Source organism: Nostoc sp. LEGE 12447, from assembly GCF_015206985.1.
In the GTDB taxonomy this organism is placed as follows: domain Bacteria; phylum Cyanobacteriota; class Cyanobacteriia; order Cyanobacteriales; family Nostocaceae; genus Nostoc.
In genome coordinates this window covers 212,890-227,197 of record NZ_JADEXT010000006.1, presented here as the reverse complement: position 1 = coordinate 227,197, position 14,308 = coordinate 212,890, and the positions used below count along the sequence as shown (strand labels likewise).

General features: G+C 42.4%; 14 protein-coding genes. 4 read left to right on the top strand and 10 right to left on the bottom strand.

What is annotated here, in order from left to right; translation table 11 throughout:
* Positions 1 to 47: 47 nt before the first annotated feature.
* The 9 genes from IQ274_RS10360 to IQ274_RS10320 form a co-directional block, all read right to left on the bottom strand.
* On the bottom strand, positions 48 to 1,232 hold the full coding sequence (locus IQ274_RS10360) for a M20 family metallopeptidase (RefSeq protein ID WP_194142181.1): 1,185 nt from the start codon (positions 1,230 to 1,232) through the stop codon (positions 48 to 50).
* A 179-nt stretch (positions 1,233 to 1,411) separates the two neighbouring features.
* Entirely contained in the window at positions 1,412 to 1,975 is a 564-nt protein-coding gene (locus IQ274_RS10355; RefSeq protein WP_163929299.1) for a pentapeptide repeat-containing protein, read from the bottom strand.
* Between the two features lie 434 nt (positions 1,976 to 2,409).
* Positions 2,410 to 2,730, bottom strand: coding sequence for a type II toxin-antitoxin system RelE/ParE family toxin (locus IQ274_RS10350; RefSeq protein ID WP_163929300.1), 321 nt, complete (start codon positions 2,728 to 2,730; stop codon positions 2,410 to 2,412).
* On the bottom strand, positions 2,727 to 2,981 hold the full coding sequence (locus tag IQ274_RS10345) for a ribbon-helix-helix domain-containing protein (RefSeq protein ID WP_163929301.1): 255 nt from the start codon (positions 2,979 to 2,981) through the stop codon (positions 2,727 to 2,729). The genes IQ274_RS10350 and IQ274_RS10345 overlap by 4 nt, the downstream gene beginning before the upstream one ends.
* Positions 2,982 to 3,188: 207 nt before the next feature.
* Positions 3,189 to 4,949: a serine/threonine protein kinase gene (locus IQ274_RS10340; protein WP_194142180.1), complete on the bottom strand. Its 1,761-nt coding sequence runs from the start codon at positions 4,947 to 4,949 to the stop codon at positions 3,189 to 3,191.
* 123 nt (positions 4,950 to 5,072) lie between these two features.
* On the bottom strand, positions 5,073 to 5,261 hold the full coding sequence (gene rpsU, locus IQ274_RS10335; RefSeq protein ID WP_012407716.1) for a 30S ribosomal protein S21: 189 nt from the start codon (positions 5,259 to 5,261) through the stop codon (positions 5,073 to 5,075).
* A gap of 108 nt (positions 5,262 to 5,369) precedes the next feature.
* The gene (locus IQ274_RS10330) at positions 5,370 to 5,690 is read right to left on the bottom strand and encodes an RNA recognition motif domain-containing protein (protein ID WP_012407715.1); all 321 of its coding nucleotides are present in this window, start codon (positions 5,688 to 5,690) and stop codon (positions 5,370 to 5,372) included.
* Between the two features lie 725 nt (positions 5,691 to 6,415).
* Entirely contained in the window at positions 6,416 to 8,035 is a 1,620-nt protein-coding gene (locus IQ274_RS10325) for a tetratricopeptide repeat protein (protein WP_194142179.1), read from the bottom strand.
* An 18-nt stretch (positions 8,036 to 8,053) separates the two neighbouring features.
* Complete coding sequence (locus IQ274_RS10320; protein ID WP_194142178.1) at positions 8,054 to 8,281, bottom strand: hypothetical protein; 228 nt, start codon at positions 8,279 to 8,281, stop codon at positions 8,054 to 8,056.
* A gap of 861 nt (positions 8,282 to 9,142) precedes the next feature.
* Between IQ274_RS10320 and IQ274_RS10315 the strand changes: the two genes are divergently transcribed.
* Both IQ274_RS10315 and psb35 read left to right on the top strand, forming a co-directional pair.
* Positions 9,143 to 9,325: a CsbD family protein gene (locus IQ274_RS10315; protein WP_012407712.1), complete on the top strand. Its 183-nt coding sequence runs from the start codon at positions 9,143 to 9,145 to the stop codon at positions 9,323 to 9,325.
* Between the two features lie 159 nt (positions 9,326 to 9,484).
* A complete protein-coding gene (psb35, locus tag IQ274_RS10310; protein ID WP_194142177.1) occupies positions 9,485 to 9,694 on the top strand; it encodes a photosystem II assembly protein Psb35 in 210 nt (69 codons plus the stop codon).
* An 86-nt stretch (positions 9,695 to 9,780) separates the two neighbouring features.
* Here the strand turns inward: psb35 and IQ274_RS10305 are convergent, their stop codons facing one another.
* On the bottom strand, positions 9,781 to 10,875 hold the full coding sequence (locus IQ274_RS10305) for a hybrid sensor histidine kinase/response regulator (RefSeq protein WP_163929306.1): 1,095 nt from the start codon (positions 10,873 to 10,875) through the stop codon (positions 9,781 to 9,783).
* A 590-nt stretch (positions 10,876 to 11,465) separates the two neighbouring features.
* Here IQ274_RS10305 and IQ274_RS10300 point away from each other — a divergent pair.
* Together IQ274_RS10300 and IQ274_RS10295 are read left to right on the top strand one after the other, a co-directional pair.
* Positions 11,466 to 12,185: a response regulator gene (locus IQ274_RS10300; RefSeq protein ID WP_114084785.1), complete on the top strand. Its 720-nt coding sequence runs from the start codon at positions 11,466 to 11,468 to the stop codon at positions 12,183 to 12,185.
* A 125-nt stretch (positions 12,186 to 12,310) separates the two neighbouring features.
* On the top strand, positions 12,311 to 13,999 hold the full coding sequence (locus IQ274_RS10295; RefSeq protein ID WP_194142176.1) for an NAD(P)H-quinone oxidoreductase subunit 4: 1,689 nt from the start codon (positions 12,311 to 12,313) through the stop codon (positions 13,997 to 13,999).
* Positions 14,000 to 14,308: the final 309 nt, after the last annotated feature.

The following is a 14,308-nucleotide window of genomic DNA, read 5'->3' as shown; positions in this document are numbered from 1 at the left end:
GTTGATTAAACAAAAACTCCCAGCACATGAGCGCTGGGAGTTTTTGTTTAAAAATTTTGCTGACAGTATTTATAAGCGGTGTATGCCATAGTTACGACTCCAGTAATAATGGCAGATTCATCGACTTCAAATTGGGGATGGTGTAATGGGTGGTTAATGATTCTTTCTTTATAGCCGACACCCAAACGAAACATGGAACCAGGGGCGTGTTCCAAATACATAGAAAAATCTTCAGCACCAAGGGAAGGTTCGGGTAAAACTTGAACGCGATCGCTACTCCACGCTTCTTCTGCGGCTGATTGTAACAATTGTGTCAAGGCATAATCATTTTGAACGCTGGGTACACCCTGGCGATAATTGACTTGATAGTTTGCTCCGTAAGTCTGGCAAACATTAGATACAATGTTTTCAATCCAGTTGGGGAGATGGGCGCGAGTTTCGGGATGGAGCGATCGCACGGTTCCCAATAATTGCACTTTATCAGCAATTATATTCGGCGCTCTGCCACCATTAATCTTCCCGATACTCAATACTACAGGACGCAAGGGGTTCTGCGTTCGGCTGATCGCTTGTTGCAATGCGGTAATGACTTGGCAAGCAATCCAAATTGCATCAATGGCCTCATGAGGACGCGCCCCGTGCCCAGATTCTCCCATAATTAGAATTTCTAAATCATCTGCGGCGGCTGTTAAAGCCCCGTAACGCACGCCAATAGATCCTGCGGGTATAGAAGGAAAAACATGAATCCCTAATACAGCCGAGACGTTTTTCATCGCCCCATCTTTCACCATCCAGCTTGCCCCTTGAGCAATTTCCTCGGCTGGTTGAAATAGAAACCGCACTTTCCCACCCAATTCCTCTGCCATTTGGGATAGAACCATTGCTGTTCCTAACCCCACAGTGGTATGAACATCGTGACCACAAGCGTGCATAACACCCTCTGCGCGAGAGGCATATTCCAAATTTGTGCCCTCTTGAATTGGCAAGGCATCCATATCGGTGCGAATTGCCAATAAACGGTCATTTTGACCAGTGCCTTGGAGTTCTCCAACTACGCCCGTTTTGCCAACTCCCTCTTGTACGTGCAGACCACTGGAAGACAAAACACCAGCTACAAAGGCTGCTGTTTGGTACTCTTGACCACTGAGTTCTGGATGAGAGTGGATGTGGCGGCGAATTTCAATCAAGCGAGGCGCTAGTTTTGTTGCTAAGTCTTTAATATGGGTAAGCATCAATCTCAATTAATCTACAAGCTTTTTTCCCATGATAAAGAACCATTAACAAACAAAATGCTTTTGCTATACAAGGATAGGTGAAGGGGCAAGGGAGCAGGGAGCAGGGAGCAGGGAGCAGAGGGAGATTAATTAATAACCAATGCCCCATTCCCCATTCCCCATTCCCAATTCCCCATTTATTTTGAATAACAGGTTGTGCCTGGAGTATTTTCGGGTTTGAACTCGTTACATTCTCTGGGATTTTGACGCTCTAAAGACCAACCATAGGGCTTATCAGAGGTGACGACACCATTCGCCATAGTTGTTAGTCGGAAGTTAGCCCCCCGAAAATTAGTAAACTGCAATTTAGCATCTTTTAAGTTTGCTGCTTCCAAATTGGCACTGATAAAACCGGCATAAGATAAATCAGCGTTTTCCAGGGATGCTGATTTCAAATTTGCTCCGGTTAAGGAAGCACCTATAAGATTGACCGAATTCAGAATCGCACCTTCTAAATTTGCACCGGTGAGGTCGGCATTGGTAAGATTAGCTTTAGATAATGTTGCACCACTCAAGTCAGCCCCTCGCAAATTTGCTCCAGTTAGATTCAGTTGAGTTAGGTCAGCACCATTCAAACTACACCTAGGACAGGCATTTGTTGCCTTCAACTGATCCAAATCTAGTTGATTTAACGCCAGGGCCTGCTCTGCAAACCCAAAACAAGCTAACAAAACGACGGTAGCAACAATCTTAAATTTCATATTTTTTACAGATATCTACAAAAATGACAAGTTACGCACATTGCGTACTGTCATACTCACATATACCGCTTCTCTAGGGAAGAACAGGGATGAAGCATTCATTAAGAAGCTGTAAAAATACTATAAATTCTAATGGTAATACTACCCAAACTGAAATATAGGCTATAGAATCGATTCGTAAGGAACTATACCGAACCTTTTATAGACTACCATATATGTGATCCCCCTAGCTCGATGAAAAATACGGCTAGGGGGATCTTGTTTTTGGGCACTTGATGAAAATCATAAACTCTACATATAGGTTGAGTTGAACCTTCGCGTAGCGTCCCGTAGGGAAGTAAAACCCAACAAATCAATGAAAATGTTGGGTTTCGTTCCTCAAAGCGCGATCGCTGATCGCATATTGGTAAAATCAGCTTTTCAACGATCGCCCCTTATCCCTCACTATCCAAAATGCTGCTGATATCTTGTGTTGCGTATAGGATTCGTACAACCTCAATGGCATCCTCCCATACAATGTAAAAAATCAGGTACTTCCGGTAGTGTTTCACTGCCCACTTTCGTAGTCCCTGTAAACGAGGATTGCTAACGCGATAAAGGCTACCCACTTCTGGCATTTTGGCAAGTTGGGCAATAGTCATCCGAGCAGAATCAAAGAAATGCAAGGCAGCTTCAACATTATTTTCTACAATGTATGCAAAATAGTTATCCAAATCTTGGCTTGCCAACGGCAAGATGATAATGCGTTTCGTCATGCATCTGGCTGCTGAAATTGTTCAACTAGCTGAGTACGCTTCTGCTCCCACCAATCATCGGTTGCAACAATTGCTTCTCCGCTGTCTAACCCCTCTAGTAGCAGCACCTCAACCCGGTTTTGCTGGGCGACCCGCGCCTGTTCCCGCAAAATCAATTGATAGATATACTCATGCGGTGAGTTAAAGCCTTCTACTTTAGCTTGCTCCTCGACAAACGATTGAACCTGCTCTGGCAGAGAAATGTTCAGCATTCGCAACCCACCTCATAACATCGGGTCATCTGTTTTTAGAATAGCTATAAATATAGTTATACAACGAGTCAAAGGGCGATCGCCTTTGAAGTTTCCCCAAAGCGCAAATGCTGAAATCCTTTTCCCCCTGCTCCCTGCTCCCTGCTCTTACTTTCTGCCAATACCGCTTACGCAAGTCCTAAAATATAGGAATCCCTCCTTCCTCTTTCATCGCCACCCTAAAAAGCGCAATCCAGGGACAATTAGGTAGTAACTCACTCCTAACCAGAAGCTGATAAAGAAGCCTACAGAACCAAAAAAAATCAGAGGTAACTGTAACTCTGACCAGGCTGGTTGACTAGTAAATTGGAAGAGCGGTGGTGCCAACCTCAAAACAATCAAAAATGCGTAGGCGATCGCACTACCAAAGGCAGCTAACACGGCGTACACTATGTGATGGCTGCGAAGACCTAAGCTTAATGTGAGTAGGCAAGCTGCTACTAAAATCACTGCCACTAAGCCCTCGCCACTTTCTTTTGGTGTGATTAGTTGCAAAATGAACCAGCCGAAGCCATAGCTAATCATGCCCATCAGCGATGCTACTAAAAAGCGCCGCCGTTGACCAAAACACCCAGATGCTGTCAGTCCCCAAGCGGTTCCCCAGCCGGCGGCGATGAATACCAAAATATCTGCCCCAAAGACGGTTTGAGTATTTGGGACTAATTGGTTTAGCTGACTTGAAATAAATTCCACAACCCAACTCCCCAAGTTGGTGTGATATGCCAAAATAAAACCAGCGATCACACCAAAACAAGCGCCGACATAAGCCAAAATCATCGCCCAAATCGTCGCCAAACAAGCTTGGAAAATTTTGATGATTGTCTGAGCGATAAAAATTACGGTTTTAGTAACAGCTTGGCTAAAGTTCGCTAAAACTTGTTCAATAGCTTGGATTAGCAGTGTAAATCTCTGGGAAACTTGCGTTGAAGCAAGCTTCAACTGATCTCGCAGTTGGGCAAATAATCCCGGCGGCGGTAATGGTTGAGAAATCTTCGCCAACCGTTTTTGAATCATAGCTGCATTTGCTGGACGCGATCGCACATCCTCCTGCACCATCTCATCTAGTAAATCTGCTAGTTGCGGGTTGACATTCGCCGCACTACGCCAGCGCAATTTCCCTGTTTGTTGATCTTCCAACTCTAGCGGGTATTTGCCTGTTAGCAGTTCAATCACCGTTCGACCAAGGGCATAAAAATCGGCACTTGGCCCGACAATACTTCCACTCACTTGTTCTGGTGGACTGTAACCAGAAGAAAATAATCGGGTGGAACTAGACTGAGAACGCAGCTTAGAGGGGCTAAATTGCTTGGCCCCACCAAAATCAATTAGTACCAGGCGATCGCCTTCTATTTGCCCTTGAGGTAGGCTGACAGTGGGCGAAGATGTGCCCAGCATTAAATTAGAAGGTTTAATATCCCGATGAATAATCTGACGTTTGTGTAATTCTTGTAAAATCTCTACAGTTTGGGCAAACCAGTTTACAACCAACTTCTCTGGACATCCTTGGGGAAACTTTTTTAATATCTCCTCTAAAGTCCGTCCATTGATTTTTTCCATTACCAGACAAGGTAGTTGGTGCGGCTTGGGGTTAAACAGTTGTACCTGAAAATACCCTTCAGCATCGACTGCGGGGACACCTGGATGCTGCAAACTAGATAAAACTGCCGCCTCTTGGGTAAATAATTCCAGTGCTTTTGGTGAATCTTCTACCAACACTTTCAGCACTTTCTCGGTTTGAGTTTTTTCATCCCAAACCGTGTAAATTTGAGCAAATCCTCCCGAACCTAATGGCTGAAGTGGAACATAGCGGTCTAACAACTCTAGCGGTGCGCCACAGCTGTTGCAGAATTTGTTTCCCCAAGGTTGGGGATAAGGACGTTGACAATCAGGATTTATGCAGTGAACCGCACTCTGAGTGATGTGGGACACAACCGCTACGATACAAAGGCTGACTTGATTTTAGCGTTTCTTGAGGTTTCCTGATTTTTAAATAGGCAAAAGGAAAACCCTCATAGAATCTATGAAGGTTTTCTTTTATAGCTATGTCAGCCCTTAATTACGAAAACTTCTCTTACTCTGTCTGTGCTTGGCGACTTCTTTGCGCTTGCGTTTTTCTAAGGGTGTTTCAAAATGACGATGCTTTCTCATGTCTGGAAAAATTCCAGCCTTGGAAACTTCTCGCTTAAATCGTCGTAAGGCTGATTCAATGTGTTCATTGTCACCGACAATTACTTGGGTCATTATTTCTCCTACTAAGTTGACTTAATCAGGCGGGAACATTACAAAAAAAAGACAGACTGTTGTTTGTCTGACCTTAAGACTATTGGTAAATTTTTTTTGTTTCCAAAGTTAGTAGCGTCCGCCGCGTCCGCCGCCACCGCCGTATCCTCCTCGGTTTCCACCAAAGGAACCTCTATCACCTCTATCTTCCTTGGGTTTAGCCTTATTTACTTTCAGGTCGCGACCCATCCACTCAGCACCGTCGAGAGCTTCAATGGCAGCTGTTTCTTCCGCTTCAGTTCCCATTTCCACAAAAGCAAAGCCTCGCGGACGACCTGTTTCACGGTCAGTAGGTACTTGTACTCGCTTTACAGTACCATATTCTGCAAAAATACCACTTAAATCTTCTTGTGTAACGTCATAAGAGAGGTTACCTACGTAAATTGACATCGATTCGCTCCAAAATCATCACTGTGTAGAGATTTTAATTTCTCTGAGAAGTCTGTAAATACTAAAAGGAAAAGCCTTTCAATACTAAAATCAAAGACGTCACTGAATTAACTCTCCTAAATCTAGGATGACATACGAGCCATCTCTCTGCATCCAGTAGATAGTTAACCAGTGATACGATCGCATTTACGCGATCGCCTGCCCCAGCTACCCTAAGTACAGCCCAACCCAAAAAAGGGTTGGAAATGGAAGAAGATAAATTCTGTAGGGTGATAAAGGAAATCAGACATACAGGGGCACATCTTTAGAATATCCGAATTGAATGTTTGACTGCATTAACCATGAAGCATTACTCCAAAATTTTAATACGAAAGCCAAAGTCAGGCAACAAATAAAGGCTATTTCGGCTTGTACTTTTTTGGATAACCCGCTAGGTATGGGGCCAATGTGAAGAAGGCAGGAGGCAGGAGGCAGAAGGCAGTTCGCGGAAGCGTTGCCGAAGGCTAGGCAGAAGGTTGCAATGAGCGTGTAGGCTTCTCTAGGAGACGCTCCGCGAACAGACCTACACTGATAGCGCAGCGTTAGCGACGCAGGAGCGTCTTGCAGGACACCAAATCAAAGATTTTGGAGTGGGGCTTAAACCCTTGCTCCGCAATGGTTCGCAGCAGAGGGCAGAGGGCAGTATTCCAACTGAGCCTCCTGCCCTCTGCCTTCTGCCTTTCTTGCTAAAATCTAAAATCCCAAATTGTTTGACCTTTCCAAGCTGTTTGCAAGTCGGCTTTGACAACTTGAGCAGCGTCTTCTTTCCCCAATGCCTGCAAAGTTGCCTGTAAGCCAAATAGAGAACGCCCATTATGGGGATACTTTTCTAGATCGGCACGAAAGACTTTCTCCGCCTTTTTATAATCACCCTTAGCCAAAAGTACAGCGCCCAAAGATTCCCGCGTGGGAAAGTACCAGTCTGGTGGTTCTACGTAATCGAGTGCATCTTCTGCTACTGTCGCTTTTTCTAGTGATTGAATGGCATATTCATAATCATTATTTTTTGTAGCAATTTTGGCATCGAGAACTTTTGAAGCAATGTCTAAAATGCGACTGGCGGGGCTTAATCCGATAGTTGCTTCGGTAGAAATTTCCTGCTTGGCGGTAAGTAATGCCCGACTTTCACTTGCTGCCTCTTCAAGTTTGCCTGTGGCAGCCATAGCCATACCGCGAGCAAAATGCCAAAGTGCTGTAGTAGTAGGCAATTTAACATCGGGAGCAGGAGTTTTTAAGATGGCATCCCAATCACTAAAGCGTGTCTGAATCAGCATTTTGCTGCCCAGGAATCCCTCAAGCATTGGTATATATGGGTTTATAGCAGTAGCATTTGCGACTAATTTATCTGCGGCTTGGAGAGCATCTTCATATTTTCCTGCCATGCTGCTGGCCACCATGAGAAAATGTACATTGTGGTTGTAGTACATCATGGGATAAGTACCCTGGACTTGATATTTTTTGATGTAAATATCATCTTGAGCGATCGCCTGCTCGTTTGCCTGCATTGCCCCTTCATAATCTCCTACACGAAAGTAAATATGTGAAGGCATGTGTACCAAGTGTCCTGCTGCTGGCGCTAGGGTTCCTAGTCTTTTGGCACTCACAAGGGCCCTTTCTGGGGAAGGCGAGGCTTCCACCGCATGGATATAGTAATGATTGGCTCCTGTATGATTCGGGTTATGCTTGAGAACAGATTCTAAAATAGCCACAATTTTTTCTGTATCTGGCTGTGGTTTGCCATCTTTAGTCCAGTGCTGCCACGGATGCAGATCCATCAAGCTTTCAGCATAAAGCGTTGCTGCATCTAAATCATCAGGATATAGCTCAACTAGGGTTGCCATTGCTTTTGCGTAGTCTACCGCTAGCTGATACAAGTCTGCACCAGGATCTTGGGAGTAACGTTTTGCTAAGGCGGTAATGTAGTCTCGTTCCTGCTTAGATGCTTTGGTGGAAAGTGCTAAAGCTTGCTGTACCGCTTGGTAAGCAGCTAATTCTCGATTGGGATCGATTTCTAAGTTAATATTGGGGCCTAAAGCCAGAGCAACACCCCAATATGCGATCGCTAAATGCGGATCGAGTTTGGCTGCGTGTTGAAAAGAACGCACCGCCTCATCATGATTGAAAGCGTAAATTAAATTTAATCCCTGATCGAAAAACTCTTGCGCCTGAGCATTAGCAGTTGAAACTGGATGGTGGATTGCGCCAAGTCCAGATATTAAGGTGTAGGGTTGTCTTGCTTGAGCAATCGCCGCATTAGGAGCGATTAAAGAGAGTATAAGCACCCAAATTATAAATAAGTACTTCATTGTCTATATTGTTTTTCTTCAAGCTCTTTTTTTCTTAATATTCAAAAGCCACAGTTTTTCTAATGAAGCAATTTGCTGACTGAGAACAGCCGCACGGTGTTTCTTATAGATATTAAATCCTACAAACACAATCATTGGAATTAAAATAGAAAATCCGATGAAAATGTTAACAGATACATCAGTTTGCATCCGAGAATCTACATATTGGGAGTTAGAAGTTGGTTGAGTAGTAGAATTTGATTGCATAAATACCTTGATAAATAGAAATAAACGTAAATACTTGTTCTTGCTGTCTTTAGTGAGAAATTAGTTACAAGTTTTACTAGTGCGGTATAGCATAAATAACTATCCAGTTTAAAAAGGTAACAAAAGCTTGTAAATCAAGCTTTCTTTCCTGCTGTCTCTTTGAAGTTCCGTACCCTGCGGAAAGTCGCAGAAAAATCTACAGACTTCTCTCTGCTTTCTTGCACTAGCTAAACTACTCTTCAGTTAAAACTTGAAAAATTATGTTTCTTTCCGCCTAAGATTTGTGACAACACCATTTTTCTGGAACTACGAATATTAGACAATACTTGTCGGGTTTTGGGGTTAAGGGAAAGCTTAAAGGGGAAAAACCTTATATATCAAGTCTTGCACTCTTTTTCCCCTTACCCTTTTCCATTTAAGTAAGCAGTATTGGAATATTAAAATATTTTCTTATATCTCGACTATCTATTTTGTTGTGCCAGATGTTTATAAGCGCTTAAAGTATAATAAATTACTTGTTTGTGCAGCCGTACTGCTAACTCAAGTTGCAGTTTTCACATTCTGAGTATTTCTTAACCGCTAATTTAGGCTAGACATCTGCATCATTATCTAGCTAAAGTAGCAAATGATTTTCTCTCAAGATAGAATAATAGAATAAATCCTTTCTATCTTTTGGATATTACTTGAATTCTTAAAGATGAATTTAACCTTTAAATAACTATGTACAATGGACACAAATATTCTTCATAAAAACATCGCCAGATAGAAGAATTAAAACTTATCTAAAAGTAATATATAAACATTGCAACGCTTTCTTAGCAAGCAATAAATAATCACTAGTTAACATAAGGAAAAAAGTATATGAGTATCGAAGATAGAGCAAAGGCTTTTGCAAAGAACGTCGAAGGAAAAGTACAAGAAGCAGTTGGTGAAGTAACTGGCAACCCTAACGATAAAGCTGAAGGTAAAGCTAAACAAGCTGAAGCCCAAGTTCGTCACACTGCTGAAAATATCAAAGATGAAGTAAAAAAGACTTTAGAATAGGCTGAACTTGATTTAGGAAGAAGGTTTAGCTAAATAATTATTTGCTAAACCTTCTTCCTCTATTAAATCTGTTTTTAGCTTGGTTTTTAGGCATTTTTAAAATACCGATTTCACAATACATTTTGCAACCTCTCATAGATTTTCAAAAGGTGTCGATTCATGATTAATCTTTTATTTACCTATCTTTTAACAGACATCCCTTTAACATCACAAGGTAATTCTAGTTATTTGATTGTGCTGACAGCGTTATTAGGATTGGGCTTTATCGCTGCTGTTACTATAGGGTCAATTGCTTGGTACAATTCCAAACGTCCTGTAGGTTGGGAAGAGAAAGAACGTCCCAATGTTGTTCCAGAAATTGATAAGTAATAATTTTTTGCCTGACTCCTCCCATCTTTTAGTGTTCACGGATTTTGTCTGTGAACACTATTTTTTATTCTAAAATTTCCTCACTTTTAATTGTCGGCTGCTACAGGTAGACGAATAGTAAATGTACTACCCTGCCCTGGCTCAGATGTTACATCAATTGTGCCTTGATGTGCTTCGATAATACAGCGAGATAGATATAGTCCCAAACCACTACCAGAACGCTGGTGTTTACCTTGACGAAATCGCTCAAATAATATTGCCTGATCTTGTTTAGAAATTCCCGGCCCCGTATCTTGGATATCAATAGTCACATCTGCTGGAGTGAGATGGCAGTGAATATCTACAGAACCTTTGTCTGTAAATTTGATAGCATTGCCGATAATATTTGTTAAAACTCGCCGCAGTTCTAAGCGATCGCCCATGACGGTGCTTGCAGTTTCATCTCGCTCTATGTTTACAATTAATCCTTTTTCTTCAGCTAAGGGAGTTAATTCTTGGGAAACTTCACTAACTAGTTCTTCAATATTGCAGGGAGAAATTTTTAAGGTTTTACAGCCCGCTTCATGACGATAAACTTCTAGCAAGGTATTTACCATTTCCAGCAGGTCTTGATTACTGCCAATCATGGTATCAATGATTTCTTGCAATTGTGGCGAAACTTCGCAAAACCTGCCTTCCAGCAATAATTTTAAAACGCGGTTGGAGGCTACTAACGGTATACGTAAATCGTGAGTAAAACGCGAGACAAAATCTGCCCGCAGGTTAGCCATCTGATCTCGTTCGTCGATGCTATGCTTGAGGCGCAAGAGCGATCGCACTCGTGCATGTAGTTCATCAGGATCGAATGGTTTACGAATAAAGTCATCTGCACCAGCATCGAGTCCTTCCACAACGCTAGACTCATAGTGAGCCGTTAGCAGCAGAATAGGGATAAATGGCAACGCCGGATTCTGTCGGATGCGTCGAGTAAATTCATAGCCATCTATCTCTGGCATCATCACATCTAAGAGAATGATGTCTGGTGGTGACTCCTCAACCATAGCCAGAGCAATTTTGCTATCTTCCACCAAGCTAATTTCATAGCCCTCATCTTCTAGGACTGCTTCTAAGACCAGTAGATTGTCAAAAACATCATCGACAGCGAGAATTTTATCTTTTTTGACACTTTTAGTTAAAGACATGGCTGAATAAAAAAAAGAAGTGCTTGGCTATCGCTAGCAAATCTAGTAATAGCTTACTTTACCAGCGCTGAGATTATTAAGGATTCACATTTTCCTTTAAAGTTTCCCGAATTGAGTATCTTGTCTTATAAGTAAAAATACTGCCAAACAAAGAAAGATTAGCATTAATTAGTTTAATGTTATTATTCTCTACTTAGTAGATTATTCGTTTACTTCTCCAAACAATATCTGTGTCTGGGTCTTAGGTTAAGGTCGCTTAATCCATTGTATTTAGGCTATCATAGCCACTGCAAGGGTAATTATTTAATAGTTACCGACTTTTGCTTGCTAGCTGAATTTTCAGTGAAAAATTGTCTACCATAAAAAATCTATCATCCGGTGAATGTATAAAAATATTTTTTGATTGAATTATATTGGCAGATGGAAACTCTTGCCTGAGAAAAACTTCCAAGATAAAGTTATTTATGTCTAATGGTAGATGAAGTTCAGGAAAAATACCAAAAGCATTGCTTTTTGTATAAGATACCGAATAGAAGAACAAAATTATTTTAATCTGTACTCTAGATAGATAGCAGTAAAATTAAGCAACTATGAGTGAAATCAAGATCCTCGTGATCGAAGATCACAACCTTACGAGAATCGGCTTACGGTCTGCCTTACAAACCCAGCCAGAGTTTAACATTGTTGGTGAAGCAGCCAATGCAGCCGACGGCATCAAGCTTCTGAAAACTCTCAAGCCTGATGTTGCCACTATTGACATCGGTTTGCCTGACATGGATGGTATTGAGCTAACACGCACATTTAGGCAATATCAAGCAGAGAATGAAGATTACACCACAAAGCTGCTAATTTTAACGATGCAGAATAGCGAGCAGGCAGTTTTAGCCGCTTTTGCAGCAGGTGCAGATTCTTATTGCATGAAGGATATCGAAACAGAGAAACTAGTTGAGGCTGTGCAAACGACTTATGCAGGTAGCTCATGGATTGATCCTGCGATCGCAGACCTTGTACTACAACAAATACGTCAAGATTTTCCCGATGGTAGCAGAGGCGCATCTGGAAAAAGAGTCTTGATTGAAGGTATTGATCCCGATGTTGAGAAAAGTATAGTCAGCTATCCTTTAACTCACCGAGAGATGGATGTTTTAGAGTTGATTGTTGCTGGGTGTGACAACGCAGAAATTGCTAAAAGGCTCTATTTAACAGTCGGTACTGTAAAAACTCATGTTAGAGGTATTCTCAATAAACTCTGTGTTGCTGACCGTACACAGGCTGCCGTCCGTGCTTTGCGGGCTGGATTAGTGCCGTAAATATGCTGAGCAATAATTGTTTTTTAGTCAAAACGATTACCTGTAAGAAGATTTATTAAGAAATTGTTACACACTTTAGTAAAATGACATAATTGACGAACAAATAAGTATTTTTCCTCATATACATGATAGCGGATCAATTTCCCTGGCTTACCGCGATTGTCTTGCTGCCACTCGTTGCTTCCCTGCTCATCCCTGTGCTACCTGATAAAGATGGCAAGCTCGTGCGGTGGTATGCACTGGGTGTAGGTATTGCAGACTTTGCCTTGATGTGCTATGCCTTTTGGAAGCATTACGATGCCAACAATGCTAGTTTTCAACTTGTAGAAAGTTATGCCTGGATGCCTCAGTTAGGCTTGAACTGGGCATTATCAGTTGATGGACTTTCAGTGCCACTTGTGCTTCTAGCAGGATTTGTCACCACACTCTCGATTTTTTCAGCTTGGCAAGTCGATCACCGCCCCCGCCTCTTCTATTTTTTAATGCTAGTGCTGTATTCTGCACAGGTTGGGGTGTTCGTTGCCAAAGACTTGCTGCTATTTTTCATTATGTGGGAAGTAGAACTGATTCCCGTCTACCTACTAGTCTGCATTTGGGGTGGACAAAGACGGCGTTATGCGGCTACGAAATTTTTGTTGTATACCGCAGCCGCTTCTATATTTATTTTGGTCGCAGCCTTAGCAATGGGGTTATACGGCGGCGGTGATATGACATTTGACATAACTGCCCTCGCAAATAAGGAATATCCCCTTGGTCTACAACTGCTACTTTATGCAGGGTTATTGATTGCATTTGGTGTCAAGCTCGCTGTTTTCCCGATGCATACCTGGTTGCCTGATGCCCACGGCGAAGCATCCTCTCCTGTATCGATGATTTTGGCTGGTGTGTTGCTAAAGATGGGTGGATATGGACTAATTCGCCTGAATCTTGAGCTACTCCCCGATGCACACATTTACTTTGCGCCGGTTCTAGCCATTCTGGGTGTTGTCAACATTATCTATGGTGCATTAAACTCCTTTGCTCAGACGAATATGAAGCGGCGTTTGGCTTATTCGTCGATTTCCCACATGGGGTTTGTGCTGCTTGGGATTGCCTCATTCACTGATTTGGGAATCAACGGTGCAATGTTGCAAATGATCTCGCATGGTTTGATTGCCTCAGTGCTGTTCTTCTTGGCTGGAGTTACTTATGATCGCACCCACACAATGGTAATGAAAGATATGGGCGGTATTGGTCAAGCCATGCCCAAAGTCTTTGCTCTGTTTACAATTGGAGCAATGGCATCTCTAGCACTTCCCGGTATGAGCGGCTTTGCTGGCGAACTATCGGTATTTGTTGGTATGACAAGCAGTGACGTTTACAGTTCAACTTTCTGCACTGTCACAGTTTTTCTCGCCGCAGTTGGAGTTATCCTCACACCCATTTATTTACTTTCTATGCTGCGAGAGGTATTTTATGGTCAGGGTGCAGCGCTGATATGCGACATTAATAATGCAGGATCAGAAAATCAAGAAGATGAGGGAACAGTTTGTTTTGGTACAGATTGCTTCGTGCCAGAAGATGCAGTCTACGACGATGCTAGACCCCGTGAAGTGTTTATCGCTGCCTGTTTTCTGCTGATGATTATTGGTATTGGTTTCTATCCCAAGATGGCGATGCAGATGTACGACGTGAAGACTGTGGCAGTGAATGCTAATCTTCGCCAGTCTTATGCCATAGTCTCGCAAACAAATCCTCAGATTTATGCTAATCGATTATTGGTTCCGCAAATTTCAGAGGTTGAGGTAGGGCCCGTTTTGGGAACTTTGAAGTAAGCTTTTTGACCAATAAAGTTGTCAAGAAAAAACAGAGTATTGATAGCCTATTGTGATGGGTAGGCTATCAATACTGAACTATTTGCGGCATTGCTGAATCTAGGTATGAATTTTGGATGTAGAGACGTAAAATTTTACGTCTCTACAAGGATTTTCACCACAAAGCACAATCATTTTCATACCGCACGCAATCAGCAACGCTCTAATTGCCAGATGATTGCTCAATCGAAGACGCAGGGAGAAATCACTCTTTCCTACTGTCGTGAAGCTTCTTCGGAATATAGGTCTAAGTCCCCCACTTCTACTAAG